The sequence below is a fragment of the Paenibacillus sp. sgz302164 genome, from assembly GCF_056120505.1.
On the sequence record NZ_JBVYOL010000013.1, the window covers coordinates 189,928 to 215,145 of the forward strand.

At 53.8% G+C, this 25,218-nt stretch carries 23 protein-coding genes; 19 read left to right on the forward strand and 4 right to left on the reverse strand.

The genetic code is table 11. From position 1 onward, the window contains the following. Positions 1-12 precede the first annotated feature (12 nt). The 7 genes from pxpB (at position 13) to AC0LWT_RS22010 (ending at position 6,171) form a co-directional block, all read left to right on the forward strand. Entirely contained in the window at positions 13-780 is a 768-nt protein-coding gene (pxpB, locus tag AC0LWT_RS21980) for a 5-oxoprolinase subunit PxpB (RefSeq protein WP_474683412.1), read from the forward strand. Next, positions 777-1,787, forward strand: coding sequence for a 5-oxoprolinase subunit C family protein (locus tag AC0LWT_RS21985; RefSeq protein WP_474683413.1), 1,011 nt, complete (start codon positions 777-779; stop codon positions 1,785-1,787). The genes pxpB and AC0LWT_RS21985 overlap by 4 nt, the downstream gene beginning before the upstream one ends. Before the next feature lie 7 nt (positions 1,788-1,794). Further along, the gene (locus tag AC0LWT_RS21990) at positions 1,795-2,568 is read left to right on the forward strand and encodes a LamB/YcsF family protein (RefSeq protein ID WP_474683414.1); all 774 of its coding nucleotides are present in this window, start codon (positions 1,795-1,797) and stop codon (positions 2,566-2,568) included. A gap of 190 nt (positions 2,569-2,758) precedes the next feature. Continuing rightward, on the forward strand, positions 2,759-3,643 hold the full coding sequence (locus AC0LWT_RS21995) for an ABC transporter ATP-binding protein (RefSeq protein ID WP_474683415.1): 885 nt from the start codon (positions 2,759-2,761) through the stop codon (positions 3,641-3,643). Positions 3,644-3,680: 37 nt separating this feature from the next. Beyond that, positions 3,681-4,424 carry an ABC transporter permease gene (locus AC0LWT_RS22000; RefSeq protein WP_474683416.1) on the forward strand — a complete coding sequence of 248 codons (744 nt, stop codon included), beginning with the start codon at positions 3,681-3,683 and terminating at the stop codon, positions 4,422-4,424. A 2-nt stretch (positions 4,425-4,426) separates the two neighbouring features. Next, the gene (locus AC0LWT_RS22005; RefSeq protein ID WP_474683417.1) at positions 4,427-5,548 is read left to right on the forward strand and encodes a sensor histidine kinase; all 1,122 of its coding nucleotides are present in this window, start codon (positions 4,427-4,429) and stop codon (positions 5,546-5,548) included. A 20-nt stretch (positions 5,549-5,568) separates the two neighbouring features. Beyond that, positions 5,569-6,171 (forward strand): response regulator transcription factor, encoded by a 603-nt coding sequence (locus AC0LWT_RS22010; protein WP_474683418.1) that lies wholly within the window; start codon positions 5,569-5,571, stop codon positions 6,169-6,171. A gap of 2 nt (positions 6,172-6,173) precedes the next feature. Here the strand turns inward: AC0LWT_RS22010 and AC0LWT_RS22015 are convergent, their stop codons facing one another. From AC0LWT_RS22015 to AC0LWT_RS22025, 3 genes are read right to left on the reverse strand one after another with little or no spacing between them, the layout of a single operon-like run. Further along, the gene (locus tag AC0LWT_RS22015; protein ID WP_474683419.1) at positions 6,174-7,295 is read right to left on the reverse strand and encodes a Ger(x)C family spore germination protein; all 1,122 of its coding nucleotides are present in this window, start codon (positions 7,293-7,295) and stop codon (positions 6,174-6,176) included. Further along, complete coding sequence (locus tag AC0LWT_RS22020; protein WP_474683420.1) at positions 7,288-8,391, reverse strand: GerAB/ArcD/ProY family transporter; 1,104 nt, start codon at positions 8,389-8,391, stop codon at positions 7,288-7,290. Before AC0LWT_RS22020 ends, AC0LWT_RS22015 begins: the two co-directional genes overlap by 8 nt. Further along, complete coding sequence (locus AC0LWT_RS22025; protein ID WP_474683421.1) at positions 8,388-9,920, reverse strand: spore germination protein; 1,533 nt, start codon at positions 9,918-9,920, stop codon at positions 8,388-8,390. The genes AC0LWT_RS22020 and AC0LWT_RS22025 overlap by 4 nt, the downstream gene beginning before the upstream one ends. Positions 9,921-10,313: 393 nt before the next feature. Between AC0LWT_RS22025 and AC0LWT_RS22030 the strand changes: the two genes are divergently transcribed. The 3 genes from AC0LWT_RS22030 to holA all read left to right on the forward strand — a co-directional run bounded on the left by AC0LWT_RS22030 (position 10,314) and on the right by holA (position 13,390). Next, positions 10,314-10,862 (forward strand): RNA polymerase sigma factor, encoded by a 549-nt coding sequence (locus AC0LWT_RS22030; RefSeq protein ID WP_474683422.1) that lies wholly within the window; start codon positions 10,314-10,316, stop codon positions 10,860-10,862. Next, complete coding sequence (locus tag AC0LWT_RS22035; protein ID WP_474683423.1) at positions 10,859-12,106, forward strand: zf-HC2 domain-containing protein; 1,248 nt, start codon at positions 10,859-10,861, stop codon at positions 12,104-12,106. Before AC0LWT_RS22030 ends, AC0LWT_RS22035 begins: the two co-directional genes overlap by 4 nt. A gap of 264 nt (positions 12,107-12,370) precedes the next feature. Next, the gene (gene holA, locus AC0LWT_RS22040; protein WP_474683424.1) at positions 12,371-13,390 is read left to right on the forward strand and encodes a DNA polymerase III subunit delta; all 1,020 of its coding nucleotides are present in this window, start codon (positions 12,371-12,373) and stop codon (positions 13,388-13,390) included. A 66-nt stretch (positions 13,391-13,456) separates the two neighbouring features. Here the strand turns inward: holA and rpsT are convergent, their stop codons facing one another. Then, positions 13,457-13,729, reverse strand: coding sequence for a 30S ribosomal protein S20 (rpsT, locus tag AC0LWT_RS22045; RefSeq protein WP_474683425.1), 273 nt, complete (start codon positions 13,727-13,729; stop codon positions 13,457-13,459). A 198-nt stretch (positions 13,730-13,927) separates the two neighbouring features. Between rpsT and gpr the strand changes: the two genes are divergently transcribed. From gpr to grpE, 9 genes are all read left to right on the forward strand, one after another. Continuing rightward, a complete protein-coding gene (gpr, locus tag AC0LWT_RS22050; protein ID WP_474683426.1) occupies positions 13,928-14,926 on the forward strand; it encodes a GPR endopeptidase in 999 nt (332 codons plus the stop codon). A 140-nt stretch (positions 14,927-15,066) separates the two neighbouring features. Continuing rightward, a complete protein-coding gene (gene spoIIP / locus AC0LWT_RS22055) occupies positions 15,067-16,287 on the forward strand; it encodes a stage II sporulation protein P (protein WP_474683464.1) in 1,221 nt (406 codons plus the stop codon). Between the two features lie 33 nt (positions 16,288-16,320). Continuing rightward, the gene (locus AC0LWT_RS22060; RefSeq protein ID WP_474683427.1) at positions 16,321-16,740 is read left to right on the forward strand and encodes a DUF3679 domain-containing protein; all 420 of its coding nucleotides are present in this window, start codon (positions 16,321-16,323) and stop codon (positions 16,738-16,740) included. 1,247 nt (positions 16,741-17,987) lie between these two features. Further along, on the forward strand, positions 17,988-19,802 hold the full coding sequence (gene lepA, locus AC0LWT_RS22065) for a translation elongation factor 4 (protein WP_474683428.1): 1,815 nt from the start codon (positions 17,988-17,990) through the stop codon (positions 19,800-19,802). 73 nt (positions 19,803-19,875) lie between these two features. After that, on the forward strand, positions 19,876-21,036 hold the full coding sequence (gene hemW, locus AC0LWT_RS22070; RefSeq protein ID WP_474683429.1) for a radical SAM family heme chaperone HemW: 1,161 nt from the start codon (positions 19,876-19,878) through the stop codon (positions 21,034-21,036). A gap of 377 nt (positions 21,037-21,413) precedes the next feature. Further along, positions 21,414-21,881, forward strand: a complete 468-nt coding sequence (locus tag AC0LWT_RS22075; protein ID WP_474683430.1) for an N-acetyltransferase — start codon at positions 21,414-21,416, stop codon at positions 21,879-21,881. Positions 21,882-21,986: 105 nt separating this feature from the next. Beyond that, positions 21,987-23,015, forward strand: a complete 1,029-nt coding sequence (hrcA, locus tag AC0LWT_RS22080; protein WP_474683431.1) for a heat-inducible transcriptional repressor HrcA — start codon at positions 21,987-21,989, stop codon at positions 23,013-23,015. Positions 23,016-23,048: 33 nt separating this feature from the next. Further along, positions 23,049-24,590 carry a TCP-1/cpn60 chaperonin family protein gene (locus AC0LWT_RS22085; protein ID WP_474683432.1) on the forward strand — a complete coding sequence of 514 codons (1,542 nt, stop codon included), beginning with the start codon at positions 23,049-23,051 and terminating at the stop codon, positions 24,588-24,590. Between the two features lie 50 nt (positions 24,591-24,640). Continuing rightward, the gene (gene grpE / locus AC0LWT_RS22090) at positions 24,641-25,213 is read left to right on the forward strand and encodes a nucleotide exchange factor GrpE (RefSeq protein ID WP_474683433.1); all 573 of its coding nucleotides are present in this window, start codon (positions 24,641-24,643) and stop codon (positions 25,211-25,213) included. Positions 25,214-25,218: the final 5 nt, after the last annotated feature.

Here is a 25,218-nt window from a genome sequence, read left to right on the forward strand (position 1 = left end):
GAGGTGATCAGCATGTCCGAAATGCGATTGAATGACGGGGCGGATGTGGAGTTGTCGCCGCTCGGAGATAAGGCGGTTCTTGTCCGGTTGGGCGACAGCATTGACCGGCAAACGCACGATAAAGTTCAAGCCTTGAGCTTGCTCCTGAATCGGCAGCCATTTCCAGGCTTGGTCGAGATCGTGCCTGCTTTTGCGACGGTAGCCGTATTCTATGAACCTATGAAGGTGTGCGATCCGCATACGGGAGAGAGCTCGCGGCCCGGGCGCGGCGGCGCACGTTCGCCGTATGAATTGGTGTGCGGCGTGTTGAGGCGGATGGCTGCGAATCTGGACGGACAAGCTGCGGAATCGCCAAGAGTGATTCATATCCCCGTATGCTACGGAGGGGAGCTGGGTCCCGATCTGGCGGATGTCGCCGGGCATAACGGACTCGCCGTGGAGGAAGTGATAGAGATTCATTCCGCACAGGAATATTTGGTGCACATGATCGGGTTTGCTCCTGGATTCCCTTATTTGGGAGGCATGTCCGAACGCATTGCTGCGCCGAGGCGAAGCACGCCGAGATTCATGATTGAAGCGGGAACGGTCGGTATCGGGGGAAAGCAGACGGGCATTTATCCCGTACCGACTCCGGGGGGCTGGCAATTAATCGGCCGGACGCCGGTAGCGCTGTTTCGCCCGAACGACGAGAATCCCAGCCTGCTGCGAGCGGGAGACCGGGTTCGCTTTCAGCCGATCAGCTACGCGGATTTTGTCGAGTGGAAGGAGGGATTGCGATGAGTATCCATATTCTGCTCCCGGGTCTGCTTACTACGATTCAGGATAAAGGGAGATTCGGTTTTCAACAGCAGGGCGTTATTGTCGGCGGGGCGATGGACGGCTTTGCACTGCGGGCTGCGAATCTGGCGGTGGGCAACGAGGAAGGGGCCGCGGCATTGGAAGTTACTTTGCTGGGGCCGAAGCTCAGGTTTGACCGGGAATCGGTCATCGCTATATGCGGCGCAGATTTGTCTCCCGCAATGAACGGGGTGCCTGTCCCCCAGTGGCGCCCCGTTTTTATACAAGCCGGCGGCATACTTGAATTCGGGGCCTGCAAGTCGGGCGTCCGCGCGTACATAGCCGCAGCGGGCGGATTCGACGTGCCTTTGGTGATGCGCAGCCGCAGCACGTATCTTCGGGCCGGACTTGGGGGCTGCGAGGGCCGGGCGTTAAAAGCCGGCGATGTGCTGCATCCGGATCGGCCAACCGATTCGTCTCTTCTTTTGATAAAGCGATTATCAAAAGAAGGTTCTTCGCAGCCTTACCGGGCGGCGGATTGGTGCATAGGCCATGACGTGCGGCCCGCTTACGCGAAAAACCCGGTTGTTCGTTTCGTCCGGGGGAGCGATTACGGGCATTTCACCGAGGAAAGCCGGCACCTTCTGGTCTCGGGCCAGTTTCAAGTGTCCCCGCAATCGGATCGGATGGGTTATCGGCTGGAGGGAATAAAGTTGGGCTTGCAGGAAGCTTTGGAGCCGATTTCCGAAGCCGTCACGGCGGGGACGATTCAGGTGCCGCCCGGCGGAAATCCGATTATTCTTATGGCCGACCGTCAAACGATCGGCGGTTATCCGAAAATAGCGCAAATTGCCGAGGTCGATCTGCCGCTTCTTGCGCAAGTGCAGCCTGGCTCGGCCATTCGATTTTGCGAAATATCCCGGCAGGAGTCCGAGGAGCTTTATATCGGGCAGGAGCTGCAAATCCGGAAATTGACCAGAGCTATTGAAATCAGGCTGAGGGAGATGTGATAAAAAGATGAGGACTGCGGTCGATTTGAACTGCGACCTAGGAGAAAGCTTCGGAGCTTATACGCTGGGCCGGGATGGAGAGCTGCTGTCGCTTGTTACTTCGGCCAATATTGCGTGCGGGTTTCATGCAGGCGATCCCGGCACGATGAGAACTACAGTGAAACTTGCTCTTGAACGGGGCGTAGCGATAGGGGCGCATCCGGGCTTGCCGGATCTGGTCGGTTTCGGCCGCCGGGAAATGAACATATCTACGCGGGAAGCTTGCGATATGACGGTTTATCAGATCGGCGCCCTGGACGCTTTTGTGAGAGCGGAAGGCGGTACCATGCAGCATGTAAAGCCGCATGGGGCCTTGTACAATATGGCCGCGCGCGACATGAAGCTGGCCGAGGCTATTGCCGAAGCCGTCTATCGGGTCAATCCCGAGCTGATTTTGTTCGGTCTCTCGGGCAGCCGGCTTATCGAGGCGGGGAACAAAATCGGCTTGCGTACCGCCAGCGAGGTTTTTGCCGACAGGACTTACCGGCAGGATGGATCGCTTACACCGCGCAATGAGCCGGAAGCCGTCATTGAAGACCCTGCTCAGGCCATGAAGCAATTGCTGCAAATGGTCAAAGCAGGGAAAGTGACTTCCAGGGAAGGCGTCGGCGTGCCCATTGCTGCCGAGACGGTGTGCGTTCATGGGGACGGCGAACAGGCTTTGCTGTTCGTCCGACAAATCCGCGAGCTGTTAGCGGCGGAAGGCATTGCTCTGAGCGCAGTCGGCGGAAGCCGACACTGACCCCGGGATTCGAGGGGCAAATAAAAGATTGCACATTCAGCCACTTGCCGAAGTGGCTTTTTGATTTGGACATCGTTGTGGTTACGAAAATGACATTTGTCATATCAGATTGATGATATTCGTGAATTACGCATCGGAGCCGTGCGCGGTATGATACATACATGACAACAACAATTACGAGGTGAACATAATGAAATCGATCATTGAATTGGAACATGTCTGTAAAGAGTTCAAAGGAAAGCGGGCTGTCGACAACTTGTCCCTTACTGTCGAGGAAGGCAGCGTAGTGGCGCTGCTCGGACCGAACGGCGCTGGCAAGACGACGACGGTTTCGATGATTCTCGGGCTTTTGCAGCCGACGCAGGGCACGATTCGCCTGCTGAACGGAAATCCGCGGGACCGGGCGGTTCGGGATCGGATGGGTGCGATGCTGCAGGAAGTGAATGTCATCGAAGGGCTGACCGTCGCCGAGACGATCGAGCTGTTCCGGCATTATTATTCCAGGCCGATGTCGCTGGAAAAGCTGCTGAGCGTCTCGGGTCTGGAATCCGAGCGGAACAAGCGGGCCTCGTCGTTGTCCGGCGGGCAAAAGCGGCGGCTCGGCTTTGCGCTGGCGCTGGCCGGCGATCCGGCCGTGCTCTTTTTGGATGAGCCGACCGTCGGGATGGACATTACTTCGCGGCAGCAATTTTGGGAAACCGTCCGCGAGATGGCAGCCAGAGGAAAGACGATCATATTGACGACCCATTACCTGGAAGAAGCCGACAGCATCGCCGACCGGATCGTCGTCATCAATGGCGGCAAGCTGGTTGCCGACGGAACTCCGGCTGAAATCAAGGCTTCGACGAATCAAAAGACGATCTTTTTTACCGCCGGTCCAAAGCTCGATCCGGAGTCGCTGCAATCCATTCCGATGATTTCGAAGGTGACGTGGAGCGGACGAAAGGTGAAAATTACGAGCCCTGACACGGATCAGGTCATTATTGCGCTCATTCAGCGTCAGTTGGACATCAAAGATATCGAAATTCATACGGGCGGCTTGGAAGATGCCTTCCAGTTTTTGGTTCAAGCCTAAGCGGAAAACGAGTATACCAAAGGAGATGCAAAACATAATGATGAGAGCGATGATTGCCCAATGCAAGGCCGAACTGTTAAGGACGGTTCGCAATAAGCGGTTTTTCGTATTTTCGATGATTATGCCGGCCGTGTTTTATTTCATTTTCTCTTCAACGATAGGGGACAATGTTAATGTAGGCGGAGTCGCGTGGAAAGCTTACTATTTGATGTCGATGACCGTGTTCGGCGTTGTCGGGGCGTGCGTCAACACGCTGAGCATTAAATTCGCCCAGGAAAGAACGCAGGGCTGGGTCAAAATGATCGAGATTACGCCGCTGCCGTCGAGCGCTTACGTGCTATCCAAAATTGTGTCCCAATCGATCATTAATCTGTCCACGATCGTTTTCATGTTTATTTTGGGCGCCGCGTTGAAAGGGGTCGATCTGACGCTGGCGCAGTGGATCGGCTGCGGGCTCTGGATTTGGCTTGGCGCGCTGCCTTTCATGGCTCTGGGAACGCTGATCGGCACGCTGAAAAGCGTAGAGGTTACCCAAGTAGTCGCGCAAATCGTCTTTATGGGCACTTCGCTGCTGGGCGGCTTATGGATGCCGACGCAAAGCATGCCTGCGATACTGCAAAATATTGCTCTCGCTTCGCCGACTTACCGGTTCGGCCAAGGGGCGTGGAACATTATTGCGGGAATCGCTCCCAGTCTGAATGGCATGCTCATTCTTGCGGCGTACCTGATCCTGTTTGTGATATTATCTTCATATATAATCAAAAAGCAGAAAGCGGTCTGAGCATGAATTCTACCGGTTTTTCCCGCAAAAAAACGTTTGAAAGCTTTTGGCTGTTATGGTCTTTGTATTTGATCTTTCCGACTATGACTTTACTGAACAAGCCGGTTCCGCAAATGTGGATCGGCTTCGCTTTGCTGGCCTGTTTTGTCGGTCTGCTGATCATGTCCGTGAGAAACGCCGCGCACAGAATCTTTTATTTGCCGCCGGTTTTTACGATCCTCGTTATATTTTCATTAAACTACAGTCCTTATCTCGTCTATATGTTTTTTTATACCGCGCCGTTGATCGGCATGCTGCCTACGCGGAAGCAATTTATGACCATGTTCGCGTTGATGATAGCGGCAATCGGAGTGACTTGCCTGCTGGCTTTCGGCAAGCAGCACGAAGACGAACTTATGTATTTGCTTCCTTCGCTGCTTGTGCTGCTTGTGCTTCCGTTCGGCATCCGCTCCAGAATGAAGTCGAATGAGCTCAAGGCAAAGCTGAATCTGGCCCATGAGGAAATCACGCGCCTGGCGATGGTCGAGGAAAGGCAGCGCATATCCCGCGATCTTCACGATACGCTGGGGCATACGCTTTCGCTCATTACATTAAAAAGCGAGCTGGCGGAGAAATTAATTCCGACCCAGCCTGCACGTGCCGTTCAAGAGGTCAGGGACATACAATTGACTTCACGCGCGGCGCTCAAGCAGGTCCGCGAGCTTGTATCGGGAATGAACGCCTTGTCGATCGACGAAGAGCTTCGGCAGGCAAGACAAATGTTATCCGCCGCATCCGTGCAGCTCGACATTATCGGAGACGTGAAGCAATGGGACGCTCCTCCTCTGGTTCAAAACATATTGGCGATGTGTCTGAAAGAAGCGATCACCAACGTAGTCAAGCACAGCGGCGCGCGGCGGTGCCGCATCGCTTTTCAGGCCGCCCCCGGATATTGGGAAATGACCGTCGCCGATGACGGCTGCAGCGAGAGCCGTCGCGGAGATCGGCCTCCTTCTTCCGGCCGGGGACTGCTGGGGATTAAGGAGCGGCTGGAATTAATCGAAGGGACGATGTCGTTCCAAATGGATGCGGACAAAGGGACGCAATTGACCGCCAAAGTTCCGCGCATTATTAAGCATCAATGATCCGAAGGGAGCAGAAACAGATGAGAGTTATCGTTGCCGAAGACCAGGGCATGCTTCGCGGTGCGCTGAGCGCACTGCTCGATCTGGAAGCCGACATCGAAGTGGTCGGGCAGGCGGAAAACGGGGAGCAGGCGCTGCAGCTGATTCAAACGGTCGAACCGGATATTTGCATTATGGATATCGAAATGCCGAAGATGACCGGGTTGGATGTTGCCGAAAAATTAAAGGAACTCCGGCATCCTTGCCGCGTCGTCATCTTGACGACGTTTTCCCGCTCCGGATATTTCAGGCGGGCGATGAAGGCCGGCGTACACGGCTTTTTGCTCAAAGACGCCCCTATCGGCGAACTGGGCGAGGCGCTGCGCAAGGTGCATGCGGGCGGGCGCGCCGTCAGTCCCGAGCTGGCGTTGTCGGTTTGGGAAGCCGCCAATCCGCTGTCCGAAAGGGAACGGGAAATATTAAAGCTGATTGCGCAGGGCTTGTCGGCGGACGAAATGGCCAAGCGGCTGTTTTTGTCAGGGGGCACGATCCGCAATTACGTTTCGGAAATTATGCAAAAGCTGGATGCCAAAAACCGCATCGATGCGATCAGCATCGCCGAAAAAAACGGCTGGCTGGACTAAAATCATTTCATAGGTCCGGTATCTTTGATCGTTGCCTTAACAGCTACGCGAATGTCCGCCTTGGCCAGCTCTGCGCCCCAGTTTTGCGCCACCTTCTCAAATTCGGCAAATGAATTCGCCCGTGCATACAGCCCTAGACCGATCGGATCGATCTTGTGGGCTTGAATTTTTTTAATCAACCGTTCAAACCGCTTTTCCAACTGCTTTGTAATGAGTGCCTCCAGTTTTTTTTCATTTTTTTGCACATCAAAAGGGAACATTCGTTCCCTGATACCAATGAACATACGAACTTTAATATCGTAGTGAAACTTGTTCCCGCTGTACGATGTTCGAATGCTCGTTTTGATCCGGCTGGCCTCGAAACCTAATTTATTCGTAGAAAACGGGTCCTGCAGGGGAGCGCCGGGAATGGTCACCGTCATGTTGACCGGGGCTTTCGCTTCTTTTTGCAGTATTCGCAACAATTTCGTTTCCACGGCATTCAACGTGAGTACATATTTTCCTTTGTTGTCCAGCAGTGCCGTGCCTTTTAACCGGATTTCTTTTCTTTTGTCCAGTGCAACTTCGGACATGCTGGGGGTAAGCCCGGTATCGCTTATTTGCCGGCGCAGCTCCATAAGAGTCGTGGATACGGTCTCCGATCTGGCGCTCTTGGTATCGACCATTCCGCGAAGCAGCATTGGCGTGTACGGCTGGTCTTTCGGATTCAAATAAATAATTTTGGAGACCGGCCCGTCCACAGCGATCATTCTAGGTGTCAGCTGATTTTTCGTATCGCGGAAAAACACATCAAGGAGCGGGAACCAGTCTTCACGCTCGAGGATGCGCTTGCCGATCAGTATCGTCAACACCTTTTTGCCGACGATAGATCCCGCCGATTTCTCCTCCATTTTGCTTCTCGCCTCGCGAATCGTATCCACTTCGACGCTTCTCTCCTGCGTTTTCTTTTTTGCGCTTTTACTGTATACGGGCGAACTCATATAGAAAATCACATGTTTATCCGGAGTCAGATCGATGCCAAGCGAGAAGTTATTCGTAACATTTTCCAAATCCACGCGATCGCTGCAACCGGTGGCGGCAAGGAGTGCGGCGATAAGCCCGGCACGCAGAAGATGTCTAATCATTGTTCCTCCTCCGGCGAAAGCGATCATACAGCCACAAGTAAAGAAGCATGCACACGGGAAACACATATTCTACGCCCAAGCCGAGCTGGCCAAGCAGGGCATTCAACTTCGTGCTCTGCGGAAAGGTCGGCATGAAGAAATACGTGCCCACGGCAAGCAGCAGCCACAGCGCCCGCAGGTGGTTGGTGTGATCCGATTTTCCGAGCAGCCAGCTTGTGCAGTAGACGATAATGAACATCGGAGGTATCCATGCCATCGTAAAAATGATCAAATAGAAGACGATAAAGATCATTTCGATTCGTTCAACAAACTTGAATTCTATAGTCTTCAGGGCGAAGATCCCAGGTTCGCTGTATTTTGCTATGTCATTCGGGCTGAAATAGACGAAGCAGACGATCGTGACCAGCAGGTAGGCGAGCGTAGCTAACGAATTGGCGATCGTCAAGCCGAGTGCAGCCCTCCTTTTGTTTTGCAAATACGGATAGAAAATAAAGGTAGCCGCAAAACCCAAGAAATAATATATCGTATCCGGTACCGCAGCAATAACGGGCTGCCATCCTTTCTTGAACAAAGGAAACAAATGGAGCCAATGGGCGTTTTTCAGCGGAAGCAGGTAAACGAGCGGTATCCATAAGGTGAGAAGCAGCACGGTTTCGGCGAATCTGCCTGTTATGCGAAGACCGCCGCGCACGACATTATACGTGGGAATGAGCAGCAAAATCATAATCAAATACTCGGGAGTTTGCGGCAAAAGCCACTCTTTCGTAATCAAAACCGCATACACAATACATGTATAGCTGAAATAGAAGAAGTAAAGCGCAAGCAGAACTGCCCCCGTTCTGCCAGCCCATTTGCCAAAGTAATGCGTCAGCAGGTCAAGCAAAGTCCCGTCGGGATATTTTTTCATCACCTGGACGACAACCAGGCTGGAAACCGTGGTAATGACCCAACAGGCAAAGAGCGTCATCCAGCCGTCTGTGCTCGCCTTCTCGGCCAACACCCGCGGTATGGATATGAAGCCGACGCTGATCACCATGCTCGCTTGGATGCAAATAAATTGCACGAGCGTAATCTCGTTGCGGACGCATTTGTTCATCCCGGATCACCGTCCGAACGACTCGGCTTTTTTCTCCGCGATTGTATCGCCTTTGTTCCGGAAGGGCGTCTTCTCATTAGCCAAAGGGGCAGCCGGACAGCCGTATCTTTCCAATCGGCGGGACGCGCCGGCGCGAACGGATTGGTGTAAGGAGTGCCGAGCGACTCCAGCGAAATCAGATGGCTGATCATCGTCAGCATTCCGATCAAGATGCCGACGAGGCCGAACATGGAAGCTGCGATCATCATTCCGAAGCGGGTAAGCCGGATGGCGGCGACCATATCGTAGTTGGGCAAAATGAACGATGCAATAGCCGTGAAAGCGACGACAATCACCATGACACTGCTGATTAGCCCTGCCTGTACGATGGCCTGCCCGATGACGATGCCGCCGACGATGCCGACCGTTTGCCCGACCGGCGCAGGGAGGCGGACTCCCGCCTCGCGGATCATTTCGAGGGTGAGCTCCATCAGAACGGCTTCAAAGAACGGCGGAAAGGGAACCCGGCCCCTGTATTCGCCGATCGACAGCAGCAGCTTAACTGGAATAATCTCAAAATTATAGGAAATAACGGAAATATAAAAGGCCGGCAAAAGAATCGCAACGAAAAAAGCGAACATCCGCAGCAGCCGAATAAAGGTGGCGATTGACCAGCGCGTGCTGTAGTCGTCAACGGCTTGAAAGAACGACATAAAAACGACGGGCGCAATGAGCACGCTTGGAGAACGGTCCAGCACAACGGCGAATCTGCCCTGCAAAATGTGCGAGGCGGCGGAATCCGGTCTTTCCGTTGTAATAAATTGCGGGAACAGGGAGCGGGGATTGTCTTCGATCATCTCGGCCAGCTCGCCGGTGTTGATCACAGTGTCTACATCCAGACTTTGTATGCGGCTCTCCAACACTTGCAAAACTTCCGGATTTGCGACATCAGCCAAATATAAAATCGATGCGGAAGTTTGCCCTCGTTGTCCTACCGTCAGTTCCTTTATTTTCAATTCCCGGTCCGGAATGTAGCGGCGGATTAATGCGATGTTTTGCATGCCTGTCTCCACAAAACCTTGGTGGGCTCCGGACAGGGAAGCCTCAAGCTGCGGATCGACAATCGCGCGCTGCGGCCATCCCTGCGTATCCAAGGCATAGGCTTCGGTCCGCCCGTCGACAAAAAGCACGCTTTTGCCGTGAAAAATGGCCGCCTGCACATGCGACCATACGGAGAGGGACTGGACTTGTCCGACCAAGGTCGTAAAATCGCTGTTTGCGACGCCCGTTTCATGTTGAAGCGGCTGAAGCACATTGTTATTGATCGAGCTTTTGTCCACGAGCCCATTCAGATAAACGAGCGCTGCCGCCTCACCGGTCTGTCTGATCGTAAGCCGGCGGATATTCAGGTCCGGCGTCTTCGTGAACAAGGTTTGTATGTCCGCAATATGCTGCGACAATGACGCGGTCAAGTGTTCGTTCAAGAGCGGACTGCACTGCTTTTTGGCCGAGCGGTACTTTGTGCTTCCGAACCAACTGGTAAATTGCATCGATCGTCACCTCGCCAAAGCATCATGCTGGAATCTCTGCCATACGCAGCAACAGCCGCACAGGCAGTTGATCGTATTTTTACCGTTTATAGAAAATTCTAACCGCGTTTTCTCGGTACTACATAAACATAGTACTATGCCTTCTGCAGGAATTCCTTACAATGGAAGTAATTCTAGTCTATAATAATCGGGAGGAGCTGCGTGTTTCCATGAATTCTCTTTAACCTAATTCTGCTTTGCCTCGTCTAATATACGGATCAAGGATATTTTTTTGTTTTTTGCGCTATTTTTGTTATTTCGATAGTGACTTTTGGTAAAATGTTTTTTATTCTATAGATTGCAACCTTCTGAGCTAAGCATACGTCTGTAAGGTTGCAAGAGGGAGGGATCCCAGTGGTAGCACCCGAACTGGTAAGAAACGCTCAAGCCGGTGACCGTGATGCTCTCATAACCCTATTGCGAGAAATTGAATCTCACGTCTATCGAACCGCTTACTATATTCTTGGCAATGAACAGGATGCGCTCGACGCTTCGCAGGAGGCGTTGATCCGAATTTATACCAAAATTCATTCATACGAGGAAAAAGCGTTATTCAAGACGTGGGTACAGCGGATTGTGACCAACATCTGCATAGATAAATTCCGCAAAGCGAAGCCTACGGTATCCATTGATGAGCATGAGATGATTTTTACAGCAGAGCACAATGTAGAACAGGAAATTTTAACCGGTTATTTGGCAAAAGATATTCGAGAAGCGATTGACAAGCTTCCCGAGCACCATCGATCTGTAGTTGTGCTTCGCTATTTGCAAGACTTTTCGTATCATGAGATTGCAGAATCGTTGAACTTGCCGCTGAATACGGTGAAGTCTTATTTGTTTCGAGCCAGGCAGCAACTGCAAACTTTACTCCAAGATTATCAGAAAGGAGGTGTTCGGGGATGAATTGTCAAGAGGTGATGGAGCTTATGCAAAGACATCTGGATGGAGATTTGAATGCTCAGGAGGAAGAGGAGCTGCATGTCCACCTGATGCATTGTTTGGAATGCGCGGAAATGTTCGAACGGCTGCGAAGTTTGTCCGATGAGCTGACCCAGCTGCCCAAGGTGCTTCCGCCCTACAGCCTGGTTGATGCCATACTGCCGCAGTTGAACGAAATACGGTTGCAGGCAGAAGCTTCCATTGCCGATACAACAATGGTTGCCGTTCAGCCGGCAAGCCATTCATCCGTTTCCGGGCACCCTCAACGACAACCTCGGAGACGCGCGTTCGGATCGCAAATTTCATGGAAGTTGGCTGGCGGTATTGTCGCTGCCGGTTTAATTATCGGATTTTTTGTTTTCCAGACAGGCAAGCCTTCATATGACCAGGCGGACGCGCTTCTTCAGCCGCAGGCCAAGAAGGAGTCGAAATCCACAGCAGCGCAAACAGCCGCATCGGCGGATAACAGCACCGGCGCCGGCGGCGAAGCAAAGCGGAACGTGTTGTCCGTTCCAGAGCCGACCGCTTCCATATTTCCGGCACAGCAGGAGTCTAAAGCTTTCGGGCCGACAAGCACCCCGGGTGCGGTGAGTGCGGGCAGTGCCGCCAAGCTGGAGCCCCCGGCTATGCTTGATCAGCGTTCGGATTCCAAAGACGATAAAGCTTCGGCTGCATCTTCCAAAATGGGACCGATAGCGACCGATCCCGAGCCTTTGGGCCATCAGGCTGCGCCCGCTTCTTCGCCAAGCAGTAAGCAGCCGCCTGCCGCAAATCAGACGCCGGCTGCTTCGCAGGAGTCCGCCGCTGCTGACCGGGCGCCGGTGCCGACGGAGACGCCCCAGGCCGCAAACAAGCTGAAAACGGAGGGTCCTTCATCTTCCCCTGCTCCTACGTCTTCAGAGCCGCCGGCAGATCCGAATGTAAGCAATCAGGCCGGAATGCGCGGATTTCTGATGGCCGAACCGCAAGCTTTCAAATCTGTCACGGGAACGTATGAGGCTGTCGTGAAAGATCAGCAGGTTGTCGTTCGGGACGCTGCGTCCAAGGAAACCGTCTTTACGTCCAAACAAAAATGGCCGTCGTCGGATGAAATTGTTTTCGTTGAATGGTCCAAAGACAACAAGCTTACGTATCAGGTGTCCACGGGCGACGGGAAGACGCAGACGTTCGTCATCGACGTTTCGGCCAAATCGGAGAAATCCAAATAATTTTTTTAACACGATGCACCAAACGTTAACGTTCAGCGTATTTTATCGTAAAGAGAGTTTAAGAGAGCGAACCTCGGGTTCGGTCACTCGGCCAAAGGTTTCTAGAGCCTTTGCGCCGGTGTTTAAATAGATGCTGTTTCCGGGAGAAGGAGACTGCTTCCGGTACAAATTCTTCCTGTTGCTCGGCAAAGGGATTGCGTCAACATCTTCGGATTTTGACGCAATCCCTTTGTTGTTGGTAAGATAGTCAAGAGGTGGATGCACATGGATGCGAAAAAGGCGTTGAAAGAAATTCAAGCAGGCCGCACCGCGCCGGTTTATTTATGCTACGGACCTGAGAAATATAGAATGCGCGAGTTTATTCAATATTTGTCGGACGCGCTGATTGAGCCCGAGCACAGGGAATTTGCCGTAAGCAAATTCGACCTCGGGGAAACCGGTTTGTCTTTCGTGCTGGAAGATGCCGAGACGCTGCCGTTTATGGTGCCCAAGAAGCTGATTATCGCAACCAATGCGGTATTTTTCACCGGGGCAAGAGACAACAGCAAGGCGGAGCACAACCTGGAACGTTTGATCGAATATTTAAAGTCGCCTGTCGACCATTCCGTCATCGTGTTTACCGTAGACGCGGACAAGCTGGATGAGCGCAAAAAAGTGGTCAAATCGCTGAAGGAGCGCGATGCGGCGATCCCTTTCTTGTCGCTGACCGCGGAAGAGCTGCAGCAGTGGGTAGTAAGGCAGGCCCAGAAGCTGGGCTTTTCGTTCGCGTCCGGCGCAGCCGACCAGCTGATTTTGTATACCGGCGGTAATCTCCAGGCGCTGTCTGCCGAAATCGAGAAAATATATTTATACATCGGTTCCGGAGGCACGGCGACCGGGGAGACGATCGATCAGCTTGTCGCCCGCAGCACCGAGCAGAACGTATTTATTTTGATCGAAGATATCGTACAGCTCCGGCTGGAACGCGCCTTTGTCATTCTTGAAGAGCTGCTCAAGCAGCGTGAAGAGCCGATCAAAATCGCCGCGCTTATTGCCAGGCAGTTCCGGATTATGCTGCAGGTAAAAGAGCTTGGCAAGCAGGGGTATTCCCAGCAGCAGATGGCTTCCCAAGTCGGCCTGCATCCGTATGCGGTAAAAATCGCGGAAGGCCAGGCGAGAAAATACGAGACGGACAAGCTTTGTCTCATTTTATCGCAGCTCGCCGACCTCGATTTTCAAATGAAGAGCGGCCGCATCGACAAGGTGCTCGGTTTGGAAATGTTTTTGCTCCGCCTGGCGGCGTGAGCGGCTGACAACAAAAAAGTCCAGTCCCCGCGAGGGAAACTGGACTTTTGCTTGTATGTGCTGGGATTACGCTTGAGCCGAAAGAGCGTTCAGCTTTTTAGCCAGACGGGACTTCTTGCGGTTAGCGGCATTTTTATGGATTAAACCTTTAGAAGCTGCTTTGTCCAATTTCTTAGAAGCATTGATCAGCGCTTCTTTGGCAGTTTCTACATTATTGCTAGCAGCAGTGGTTTCGAAAGCTTTCACAGCGGTGCGCAGAGCGGACCTTTGGGAAGCGTTGCGAAGACGGCGCTTTTCGCTAACTTTTACTCGTTTGATAGCGGATTTAATGTTTGGCATGAAATTCACCTCCTACTTCACAAAACACGTTCAACGATACATTTTCATGTTTGCTGACAACTTTAAGTATTCTACCATGCTAAATCTGAAAATGCAATAGCTGGTATTGTTCAATGAGCTTTCTTTTTTGCATAACGGCCGCGTCTTCGTCGCACAATAATTTTACTTGCCGACAGAGAAGAGGGAGAGCATTCACTTATGGACTTAAACATCTACTCATCGCATACCGACCTGGCTCTGGACGCCAGAGACATGGCACAAGCAGCGCGACAGGGGCAAAATATTCCGGGCATTGAAACGGAGTCCGAACGGGAGAACGGAATCAGAGTGACGAAGATTCACGTCATGGACGAGCAGGGCTCGCAAGCGCTCGGCAAACTTCCCGGTCATTACATAACGATCGAAGTGCCTGCGCTGCGGCAAAAGGACAGCGATCTTCAGGACCGGGTTGCGACCAAGTTCGCCCAGGAATTCGAGCGCTTCCTGAAAGATATCGGGATCGCTGCGGACGCCAAAGCGCTGATCATCGGTCTCGGCAACTGGAATGTTACGCCCGATGCGCTGGGGCCGCTCGTTGTGGAGAATGTGATGGTGACCCGCCATTATTTTGAGCTTTACCCGAACGACGTAACGCCCGGCTACCGGGCTGTGAGCGCCGTGGCCCCCGGCGTACTCGGCACTACGGGCATTGAAAGCGGCGATATCGTACAGGGAATTGTCGACAGATCCCGTCCGGACGTCATTATCGCCATCGATGCGCTCGCTTCGCGGTCGCTGGAGCGGGTGAATACGACGATCCAGATCGCCGACACCGGCATACATCCGGGATCGGGCATCGGGAATAAGCGCAAAGGGCTGACGAAAGAGGTGCTGGGCGTTCCCGTAATCGCGATCGGCGTGCCGACCGTCGTCTACGCTTCGACGATCGTGAACAACACCTTCGATATGATGCGCAAACACTTTGGCGAGCGGACGAGCAACACCGGGCAAATTCTCGGGCTGCTCGACGGGATGCAGGAGGAAGAGAGACTGATGCTCGTCAGAGAGGTGCTCAATCCGGTCGGTCACGACCTGCTCGTAACGCCGAAGGAGATCGACGAGTTCATCGAGGACATCGCCAACATCATCGCCAGCGGCCTTAACGCCGCGCTGCACGACGCTGTCAGCGCCGAGAACGTCTCGGCTTACACGCATTAAAGGCATATGCTTTTTTACGGGAGCTCCTGAACAGGGGTTCTTTCTATTTTGTCTATCAAAAATTTTCTATCGTCTCGGGTTCTACGCGGGCAGGCCTGTTTCATAGATTAAAGTAAGATAGATTAGGAGGAATCGCTGTGATGAAATGGACATCCGCCACACTCAATCTTAGCCGCATCCGCAAAACGTACCAGAGCGCCAACACGCTGGGGAGGACTTTTTTCCTGCTCGGCCTGGCCACCCTAGCCATTTTCGTTCTCATAGGGCTCGGAAGCTACCTGCAAACGCGGGTGATGACCGCCTCCCCCGTCTCATCCATGAAAGGACTTGCCGCATCGGTCACCAATCAGTTTTTTATCGACATGTTGGGCATGGAAGTGCCGCATCTGAACAAAAACAACAAAAAATTTACGTTTTCCCAACATAACGTATTCAATTTCGCTTTTCGCCTCGTGACCGATATTAATCCGCATGATCCGAAAAGCTTGATGGCCCGCGAGCTGCCGGGCATGGATACGGACAGAACGACGGTGCTGGTCGCGGGCAGCGCGGCCAACCCCAGCGAGCCGTTCCATGCGAACCCGCCTGCAGATGTTTTTGCAAAGGCAGAACAGACGTCGCTTCCCGCCGCCCCTGATGCGTCAACGGCTCCAAGCCCTATGCCGACTGCAGTTTCCGGCGCCACGCCGCCGAAATTGGCAGGCAAAAATGTCGCTTTTGTTTATCAAACGCACAGCAACGAATCGTTCCTGCCCGAGCTCAAAGGCATTACAGACCCTGACGAAGCCTACAGCGACAAGATCGGCGTCATTAACGTCGGCAGTCGGCTGGCGCAAAACCTGGAAAAAGACGGCATCGGCGCGGTCCACTCGGATACCGTTTATCCGAACACGGTGAAAGGTTTCAAGTACCCGTACTCTTATAAATATTCGCTGAAAACGCTGCAGGAAGCAGCGGCCGCGCATCCGGACCTGCAATATTTTTTCGACATTCACCGCGACTCGGCCGTCCGCAAAAATACGACGGTCACGATCGACGGGAAAGACTACGCTCAGGTTTACTTTATTATCGGCGGCAAAAACCCGGAATGGAAAAAGAACGAGGAGTTCGCAAACGCCATCCATCAGGCGCTGGAATCGAAGCATCCGGGAGTATCGAAGGGCATCCATGCGAAGGAAGCCAACGAGGGCAACGGCCTGTACAACCAGAACTTCTCGCCGAGCAGCATCCTGATCGAGGTCGGCGGACCTTACAATACGCTTGAAGAGTGCTACCGGACAACCGACTGGCTGGCGGACGCCATATCGGAAGTCATTCTGAATGCGAAAAAAGTGGACGCCTCGGCGCCGAAACCATTATGAGCCGCTTGGGCCGGAGGGAAGGGGACGATGAGGATGAAACATTTTTACCTGAAAGTGGCGCTGCTGGGACTGCTGCTGTTGTTCTGCATCTTGTTCGGGGTTAGCCTGGCCACCAGCGGCGTCGAACAGATCCAGGGGCCGCTGACGCTCGCCACGGCAAACGTGCAGGAGGCCGCGGCCAAGCCGAAGGAGAAGGCGGCCGTTCCTTCGCCAAGTCCAGCCCCGGCCAAGGCGGACAGCGGCGCGAAAGCGAAAACGTCGGCCGCCAACGCCAAGGAAAGCCCGGCGAAGGACAAGGAGCAGGCCGATCCCGTCGCCGACCATGACAACGCGCTGAACCGCGTCGGCAACAAGCTCGGCGACCTGCTGCAAATTACCGCCCACCACGGGATCAAGGCGTTCGTTTCGCTATTCGACGGCGTGCTCGGCAAAGGGGAAGGGAAACAAAGCTGAAGAGGCTTCGCACCACGTGCAGCTAGCTCCCAGCGCGCGGTGTTGCGCTGCATGACGGCAGGTAGGTCGACCGCTCCGCCGTCATGCAGCGGCCGGGCCGTCCGCAAAAACCTGCGATGTGTGCCGAACCTGTGGTGTGTGCAAAACCTGTGATGCGTGCCGAACCTGTGGCATGTGCAAAACCTGTAATGTGCAGAGCCTGTGGTGTGTGTAAAACCTGTGATGTGTGCCGAACCTGTGGTATGTACAAAACCTGCGATGTGGTGCGGAACCTGTGGTATGTGCAAAACCTGCGATGTGTGCGGAACCTGTGGTATGTGCAAAACCTGCAATGTGTGCCGAACCTGTGGTATGTGCAAAACCTGTGAAAATCAGGCTGCTCCCGAACTCCATACGCCAGAGTCCAGTTGTACAATCTGCCTGGTTGCGCGAAGAAAACCTGCAAAAGTAGAGTTTTTGCTCGGTTGATACGCTGGAGACGAAAAATTCCTGCGAAAGTGCAGGCTTTTCGCCAAGAACATGGGCTCAGATTCATTTTCGTTGAAAATTCCTGCACAATTGCAGGCTTTTCACCAAAATGAACTACTTTTACAGAAAAAAACTGCACTTTCGCAGGTTTTCTCCCTGCCAAGCCACCCGTATCCCCATTTCAGCACCGCAACCCGTGCAAGAGAGGCGTGGGTTGGGGAAGAGCGTTAACTCGCCACTTTATCAACAATCTACGTGTTTATACAGATGCGCTCTTTCTAATGTGCATTATTTCAAAAATATGGGAAATGCAGGTTTTGGCTAGCAGATAATGCTTGTTAGGAAAAATTCCTGCAAATCTACAGTTTTTTCAGTTAACATGCTGCTCTCGACTCCCACTGACGGATAGTTCCCGCACAATCGCAGGCTCTTCTCAAAAACGGGCTATTTCCTGGGCAAAAGTCTGTACAATCGGGTACAATCGCAGGTTTTCTACATGGCGCCGGGATACACACTCACGATGCCGGAGGTACTGACGCATGACACCGGCGGTGTGCACGCATGCTACCATCGATGTTCACGCATGCCGACGAAACACACTCATGTTCCCGACAATACGTACGCAAGCAACTGTTTATGCTCACGCACGATGTAGGCGATACGCGAGCGGCAGGCTCCGGAACGCGGAGTTTTTCCGCAGTATTCTAGCAGCACATTGCTGTACATTCCCACAACTGCTATAATGAAAATTATTTGCATGTTGGGGGTTAGTCGTAAGAATGACGGACATTCGGGCCAGACAAAAGAAAATTCGCAACTTTTCGATCATTGCACATATCGACCATGGAAAGTCGACGCTTGCCGACCGGATATTGGAATATACAGGCGCGCTCTCTTCGAGGGAAATGCAGGAGCAGGTGCTCGACCAGATGGATCTGGAGCGGGAACGCGGCATTACGATCAAGCTGCAGGCGGTGCGGCTCAGCTACCGCGCGGATGACGGCGAGGAATATATCCTTAACCTGATCGATACGCCGGGACACGTCGATTTTACATACGAGGTGTCCCGTAGTTTGGCGGCCTGCGAAGGGGCGCTGCTTGTCGTGGACGCCGCGCAGGGCATCGAAGCGCAAACGCTCGCCAACGTGTATCTGGCGCTCGACAACAATCTCGAAATCTTGCCTGTTATTAATAAAATCGATTTGCCAAGCGCCGATCCGGAAAAAGTGAAGCAGGAAATCGAGGACGTGATCGGACTTGACGCCAGCGAAGCGGTGCTCGCCTCCGCGAAAGCCGGTATCGGCATCAAGGAAATTCTCGAGCAGGTATGCCAAAAAGTTCCGGCACCGCAGGGTGACCCGGACAATCCGCTGAAGGCGCTGATTTTCGACTCGCATTACGATGCCTACAAAGGCGTAATCGTGTACGTGAGGGTTGTGGACGGCTCGATCAGGGCCGGTTCCAAAATCAAGATGATGGCGACGAACAAAACGTTCGAGGTCATCGAGGTAGGCGCGTTCAAGCCGCGCATGTCCATCGTCGACTCGCTCGACGTGGGCGACGTAGGCTTTATCGTAGCCGGCATCAAAAACGTAGGCGACACGCGCGTCGGGGATACCGTGACGGAAGCGGGGCGGCCTGCGCTTGAGCCTCTGCCGGGTTACCGCCGCATCAACCCGATGGTCTTTTGCGGATTGTATCCGATCGAAACGTCGGATTACAACGATCTGCGCGAGGCGCTGCAAAAGCTGGAGCTGAACGACGCCTCGCTGCGCTTCGAGCCGGAAACATCCTCGGCGCTCGGATTCGGCTTCCGCTGCGGCTTTCTGGGCCTGCTGCACATGGAAATTATCCAGGAGCGGATCGAGCGGGAATTCAACATTCCGCTCATTACGACCGCGCCGAGCGTAATTTACCGCATCACGCTGACCAACGGCGAAGTGATGGACATCGACAACCCGTCCAACTACCCGGATCAGCAGCGCATCGACTTCGTCGAGGAGCCTTACGTGAAAGCTTCCGTCATCGTTCCCAATGATTATGTCGGAACCATTATGGAGCTTTGCCAGGGCAAGCGCGGCGAATACCTGAACATGGAATATTTGGATGCCAACCGCGTCACGCTGACCTATGACATCCCGCTGTCGGAAATCGTCTACGATTTCTTCGACCAGCTGAAATCCAGAACGAAAGGCTATGCGTCGTTCGACTACGAGCTCACCGGCTACAAAAAATCCAGTCTTGTGAAGATGGACATTTTGCTGAACGGCGAGCAGGTTGACGCGCTATCCTTTATCGTGCATCGCGACGGCGCCTACAACCGCGGCAAAATCATCTGCGACAAGCTCAAGGAGCTGATCCCGCGACAAATGTTCGAGGTGCCGATTCAAGCGGCGATCGGACAAAAAATTGTCGCCCGCGAAACCGTGAAGGCGATGCGCAAAAACGTTCTCGCCAAATGTTACGGCGGCGACATTTCCCGGAAAAGAAAGCTGCTGGAGAAGCAGAAGGAAGGGAAAAAGCGCATGAAGCAGGTCGGCAGCGTCGAAGTACCGCAGGAAGCGTTCATGGCCGTATTGAAAATCGACGAGTAAAAGATGATAAGCCGGGGACAGCTGCGAACTGTCCCTTGGCTTTTTTCGCAAAGAAAAGAAAGGAACGGTTGCGATGCAAGTCATTCAAAAAGCCCAAGCGGCCCCGGCGGCCGTTTATATTCATATCCCTTTTTGCACGAACAAATGCCATTATTGCGACTTCAATTCTTATGTGCTGAAAGGCCAGCCGGTCATGGAGTATCTCGACGCCCTGGAGCGGGAGATGGAGCAGACGGTGCAGCGGCAGCCGATCGGCAGGGTAGAGACGATTTTCGTCGGCGGGGGCACTCCGACCGTCCTGCTGCCCGATCAGATGGAACGTTTTCTGCGCATGGTGCGCACTTATTTTCCCGCAGACAGCGGCGAGGTCGAGTTCACGATGGAAGCGAACCCCGGCACGACGGACGAAGACAAGCTGGCTGTCATGAAAGAAGGCGGCGTCAACCGCATCAGCTTTGGCGTGCAGTCCTTCAACAACGATCTGCTCGCGGCAATCGGGCGGATTCATAATACGGACGACGTCTACCGCAGCCTGGACAACGCGAAAAAGCTGGGCTTCCGCAATTTGTCCATCGACCTGATGTTCGGCTTGCCGAAGCAAACGGTGGAGATCATGCAGGCAACGCTAAAAGAGGCGCTGGCGCTAAATTTGCAGCACTATTCGATCTACAGCCTCAAAGTGGAGGAAAATACATTGTTCCACACGCTGTACCACAAAAATCAGCTTCCGCTGCCGAGCGAAGAGGAAGAAGTGGACATGTACTTGCTGATCATGCAAACATTGACGGAGGCCGGTTACGGGCAGTACGAGATCAGCAATTTTGCCAAGCCGGGCTACGAAAGCAGGCACAATTCAATGTATTGGCGCAACCGCAGCTATTACGGTCTTGGTGCAGGCGCGCACGGATACATGAACGGGCAAAGGCACGTCAATGTGAAAGGCATCCAGCCTTACATCGACGCAACCCGAACGGGCCTGCCGATTATGGAACAGTTCGAGGTGACGCGGCAGGAAGCGATGGAAGACTTCATGATGGTCGGACTCCGCATGATGGAGGGCGTAACAAACGCCGATTTCACACGCCAGTTCGGCGTGACGATCGAATCCGAGTTCGGCCCGACGCTGGATAAATGGCTCCAGCGCAAACTGCTGGAACAAACGGCAGACGGATACCGCTTGTCAAAGGAAGGCATCCTGCTGGGCAATGAGGTTTTTGGCTCTTTCTTGTCGTGAGGTAACGTAGTAGTAGCAGTTTTGAGACGGGAAGCGCGTCACGCCGCCAGGCGCTAAGACCGCTTCCCTCCTCACTCTAGCTGAAAGCGTGTACCTGAAAGGTACGAAAGCGATCCAACCGCTCCCGAAGCTCACAAACGCAGACGTTCCTCTTTCCCGCAAATCGCCGTCGTCCAGGTGACGGAACCCCTGGGGTCTCCCTTTCAGGGAGATTTAGAGGGTGCCTTGCCTAGATTTAGAGGGTAAAAAAAGTCTTGTGCAAATATACGAATTACTGTATATTTATACATAAATCCACGGGCGCTCCGCGGTGCAGCCGCTTCCTCGCGCCGGCGTGGGTTTTATGTATTTTTTGTGTGTGAATGGTGGGATATAGGATGACGACGACAGTTACGGTGAGAAAAGCTTCTATAGAGGATATAGAAAAGCTTTACGATATTATACAAGGGTATGCGAAGCAGGGAATCATGCTCCCAAGAACGAGGCAGATGCTTGAAGAACAGATCGAGACGTTCGTCGTGGCGGAATTTGACGGCAAGCTGATCGGCTGCGGCTCCTTGACCAGACTAGGCCCCGATCTGGTGGAGATTCGCTCGCTCGGCATTACGCAAGGTTACAAGGGACAAGGCATCGGCGGCAAATTGGTCGATTTTCTCGTAGAAGAAGCGCGGAACCAGCACATCGTAAAAGTGATGGCTTTGACCTACGAGGTCGCTTTTTTTCAAAAAAACGGCTTTACCGTCGTGCCAAAGGAAATTTTTCCGGAGAAGGTATGGAAGGATTGCATTCATTGCAAAAAGCAGTACTGCTGCGATGAAATCGCCGTGCTGAAACGATTGGATTGACTTGACAACAGACCTTAGGGTCTGTTATTTTTGTATTAGGATTTAGCACTCACTCAGCAAGAGTGCTAACGACATCGAGAGTGCGATTAGCAGGGAGGGGTTTGGATGTTATCTGAGCGTCAACGAATGATTTTGAGTACGATCATTGATGATTATGTTCGCTCGGCAGAGCCGATCGGATCGCGGAGCATTTCCAAGCGGGGGAACGTCGGATTCAGTCCGGCTACGATCCGCAATGAAATGTCGGATCTGGAGGAAATGGGCTTTTTGGAGCAGCCTCATACATCGGCAGGACGTATTCCCTCTCACAAAGGCTATCGCTACTATGTCGACCATCTGCTTCAGCAAGGTACGCTGAACGCGCATGAGCTGGATGCGATGAAGCTGGTATTCGCCCAACGCATCCAGGAGATGGAGGATGTCATCCAGCACGTTGCGGGCATGCTGTCCAGCCTTACCAATTACACATCCATCGTTCTTGGACCCGAGGTGTTCAGCACGACGCTCAAGCATCTTCAAATCGTGCCGCTTACCGATACGACGGCGGTAGCTATTATCGTCACGAATACGGGACATGTCGAGAACAAGACCGTCACGATTCCCGATGGGGTTCCGATGTCGGAAATCGAGAAAGTCGTTAACCTTTTGAACGCCAGGCTGAAAGATGTGCCGCTGCTGCAATTCAAGTCCAAGCTATATAATGAAATTTCCACAGAGCTGAGCAAATATGTGAATGGCTACGAGGAGCTGCTATCCGTTGTGGAGAGCGTGCTTCAGAACGATGAGAAGGACCGCGTTTTTCTAAGCGGCATGACCAATATGTTGATCCAGCCCGAGTTCAAGGACGTCGATAAGGTGAAGAGCATTCTCGACCTGCTCGAAGAAGCGCCGACCTTGATCAAGTTGTTTGCGCCGTCGAGCGGGGGCATTGAAGTCAAGATCGGCACCGAGAACAGCCTTGAAGCGATTAACGATTGCAGCTTGATTACCGCGTCTTACTCGATTGGCGACAAGCCGATCGGCACGATCGGCATTTTGGGGCCTACCCGGATGGAGTACGGCAGGGTCATTAATTTGCTCAACCATTTATCCAGACACCTTGAAGTTGTACTGGGCCGATGGTACGGTAAATAAGATGCTAACGTTTGAAAGAAGGTGCCTGCAGGGATGAGTGGAAACAAGCAGGTCCACAGCGATGGGGAAGACCGCTACTCCACGCTCATGAACAATGCGTCGGCCGTTCGGGCCATATGTTCGGCTGTCGAAGGCACATTAGGCCCCAAAGGGCTGGATACGATGCTCGTAGGGGCGCATGGGGAAGTCATTATTACGAATGACGGCGTGACGATCCTGGAGAAAATGGATGTTACGCATCCCGCGGCCAGGCTGATGATCCAGGTCGCCCAAAGCCAGCAAAAGCAAATCGGCGACGGGACGACGACAGCGACCGTGCTCGCCGGCGCTTTGGTCAGCGAAGGCGTCGCGCAAGTGACGCGCGGCGTGCCGGTCGCCAAAGTCGTGAGCGGCATGCAGCACGGCATCGAGCTGGCCGTCCGCAGCTTTCGCGAGCGGCGCAGGGAAATATCCGGACTGGGCGACGACGCGCTCGTCCGGATCGCCTATACGGCAGGCCGCGAACAGGCCGATTTGGCCAGACTGATCGTGGACGCCGCGGAGGCGGTCGGCGAGGCGAAACTGCGCGATGAAGGCTACTGTTTCGCCGATAGCGTGCTGGCGCATGAAGATGCGGGGAGCGAAGTGTGGCCCGGCATCGTCTTGAGTCAAAAGCCGATGAACGTGCATATGGATACAGAATTAAGAGATATATCCGTTCTCGTGCTCCAGGACGCTTTGGAGCCGGAGGCGGTCAGCGAGGAATCGCTGGTGACCGAAGCGGGCTATCAGCGGTACATGTCGCTGAGAGAGCAGTTCCGCAGCAGCCTGGACCTGCTGCCGGAACTCGGGGTCGGCCTGATCGCGGCCGACCGGGGGGTGGACCCGGAGGCGGAGCAGTTTTGCTCCGACCACGGCATTCTCGTGCTGCAGCGGCTGTCCCGCAGGGACCTGCAGCAGCTGAGCGAGCACACCGGCGCCCGGCCGGTGAGGCGCACGGCGCTGCGCAAGAGCGCGCGCGAGCTTGAGGCCGCGCTCGGCCGCGCAGGCTACGCCGCGTACGACGAGCGGCTTGCGCGCGTGCGCGTCGGCCGCGGCGGCGGCGAGCAGCGCGTGACGGTCGTCGTCGGCGCGGCGACGCGCGAAGCCGCCCGCGAGCGCGCGCGCATCGCGAAGGACGCCGCCTCGGCGGTCCAAGCCGCCGTGCGCGGCGGGTACTTGCCCGGCGGCGGCGCCGCGGAGCTGGCGGTCGCGCGCGATCTGGAGCGCCGCCGCGAAACGATGCGCGGCATGGAGGCGTTCGGCGTTGACGCGGTAGCGGGAGCGCTGCGCAAGCCGCTGTCGCAGATTGTCGTCAACGCGGGCTACAACCCGCTGGAGAAGGTCGAGGAGCTAAAGGCGGCGCAGATTGCGCGCGATTCCGACAGCCTCGGCATCGACTGCGACAGCGGCCAGGTGACGGATTTCATCGAGGCGGGCGTCGTCGACCCCGCGGAAGTGAAAATCCACGCGCTGCAAGCAGCCGGAGAAGTAGCTGCGGCGGTGCTGCGCATTCATACCGTAATCAAAATGAAACAGCCTTTTGAAGAGGCTTGAAGATGGGTACACTTACGGTAAGAAGCAGTTTTTTAAGGAGGTGAAGGACATTGAGTACAGGAGAGAAGCAAGCAGAGCAGGAAGTGAATGCTACATACGCAGCCGAAGAAGCGCAAAACGGCCAACAGGAAGAAGCGGTAGAGCAGGGAGCTTCGGCAGAAGCTGCCGAACAGCCTGATGAGTTGGCACAGCTGCGTGTGCAAGCCGAAGAAAACTATCAGCGGTTTTTGCGCGTTCAAGCAGACTTCGATAATTTCCGCCGCCGTGCAAGAACGGAGAAAGAAGATTTTGCGAAGTACGCTTCGCTTAAATTAATCGAACAACTGCTGCCGGTAGTTGATAACTTCGAGCGCGCGCTTTCTTCAAGCAAGGAAACGAAAGATTTTGACTCGCTGGTAAAAGGATTGGAAATGACTTTCCGTCAAATCGACCAAGTGCTTGCCCAAGAAGGCTTACAGCCGATTGAATCGGTCGGACAACCGTTTAACCCGGAATTCCATCAGGCGGTTATGCAAGTTGAATCCGATGAGCACGAGGAAGGCATCGTTGTGGAGGAACTGCAAAAAGGCTATATGCTGAAAGAAAAAGTCATCCGTCCGGCGATGGTTAAAGTTAGCGTGTAATCGAT

What these genes read in the sequence shown, in the direction of transcription:
- AC0LWT_RS21985 (WP_474683413.1), top strand. Translation starts at nt 777, where the DNA reads ATGAGTATCCATATTCTGCTCCCGGGTCTGCTTACTACGATTCAGGAT.
- AC0LWT_RS22005 (WP_474683417.1), top strand. Translation starts at nt 4,427, where the DNA reads ATGAATTCTACCGGTTTTTCCCGCAAAAAAACGTTTGAAAGCTTTTGG.
- AC0LWT_RS22015 (WP_474683419.1), bottom strand. Translation starts at nt 7,295, where the DNA reads ATGATTAGACATCTTCTGCGTGCCGGGCTTATCGCCGCACTCCTTGCC.
- hrcA (WP_474683431.1), top strand. Translation starts at nt 21,987, where the DNA reads ATGTTATCTGAGCGTCAACGAATGATTTTGAGTACGATCATTGATGAT.
- AC0LWT_RS22025 (WP_474683421.1), bottom strand. Translation starts at nt 9,920, where the DNA reads ATGCAATTTACCAGTTGGTTCGGAAGCACAAAGTACCGCTCGGCCAAA.
- AC0LWT_RS22060 (WP_474683427.1), top strand. Translation starts at nt 16,321, where the DNA reads ATGAAACATTTTTACCTGAAAGTGGCGCTGCTGGGACTGCTGCTGTTG.
- hemW (WP_474683429.1), top strand. Translation starts at nt 19,876, where the DNA reads ATGCAAGTCATTCAAAAAGCCCAAGCGGCCCCGGCGGCCGTTTATATT.
- rpsT (WP_474683425.1), bottom strand. Translation starts at nt 13,729, where the DNA reads ATGCCAAACATTAAATCCGCTATCAAACGAGTAAAAGTTAGCGAAAAG.
- pxpB (WP_474683412.1), top strand. Translation starts at nt 13, where the DNA reads ATGTCCGAAATGCGATTGAATGACGGGGCGGATGTGGAGTTGTCGCCG.
- AC0LWT_RS22035 (WP_474683423.1), top strand. Translation starts at nt 10,859, where the DNA reads ATGAATTGTCAAGAGGTGATGGAGCTTATGCAAAGACATCTGGATGGA.
- holA (WP_474683424.1), top strand. Translation starts at nt 12,371, where the DNA reads ATGGATGCGAAAAAGGCGTTGAAAGAAATTCAAGCAGGCCGCACCGCG.
- AC0LWT_RS22000 (WP_474683416.1), top strand. Translation starts at nt 3,681, where the DNA reads ATGATGAGAGCGATGATTGCCCAATGCAAGGCCGAACTGTTAAGGACG.
- AC0LWT_RS22075 (WP_474683430.1), top strand. Translation starts at nt 21,414, where the DNA reads ATGACGACGACAGTTACGGTGAGAAAAGCTTCTATAGAGGATATAGAA.
- AC0LWT_RS21995 (WP_474683415.1), top strand. Translation starts at nt 2,759, where the DNA reads ATGAAATCGATCATTGAATTGGAACATGTCTGTAAAGAGTTCAAAGGA.
- AC0LWT_RS22010 (WP_474683418.1), top strand. Translation starts at nt 5,569, where the DNA reads ATGAGAGTTATCGTTGCCGAAGACCAGGGCATGCTTCGCGGTGCGCTG.
- AC0LWT_RS21990 (WP_474683414.1), top strand. Translation starts at nt 1,795, where the DNA reads ATGAGGACTGCGGTCGATTTGAACTGCGACCTAGGAGAAAGCTTCGGA.
- AC0LWT_RS22020 (WP_474683420.1), bottom strand. Translation starts at nt 8,391, where the DNA reads ATGAACAAATGCGTCCGCAACGAGATTACGCTCGTGCAATTTATTTGC.
- lepA (WP_474683428.1), top strand. Translation starts at nt 17,988, where the DNA reads ATGACGGACATTCGGGCCAGACAAAAGAAAATTCGCAACTTTTCGATC.
- spoIIP (WP_474683464.1), top strand. Translation starts at nt 15,067, where the DNA reads ATGAAATGGACATCCGCCACACTCAATCTTAGCCGCATCCGCAAAACG.
- AC0LWT_RS22085 (WP_474683432.1), top strand. Translation starts at nt 23,049, where the DNA reads ATGAGTGGAAACAAGCAGGTCCACAGCGATGGGGAAGACCGCTACTCC.
- gpr (WP_474683426.1), top strand. Translation starts at nt 13,928, where the DNA reads ATGGACTTAAACATCTACTCATCGCATACCGACCTGGCTCTGGACGCC.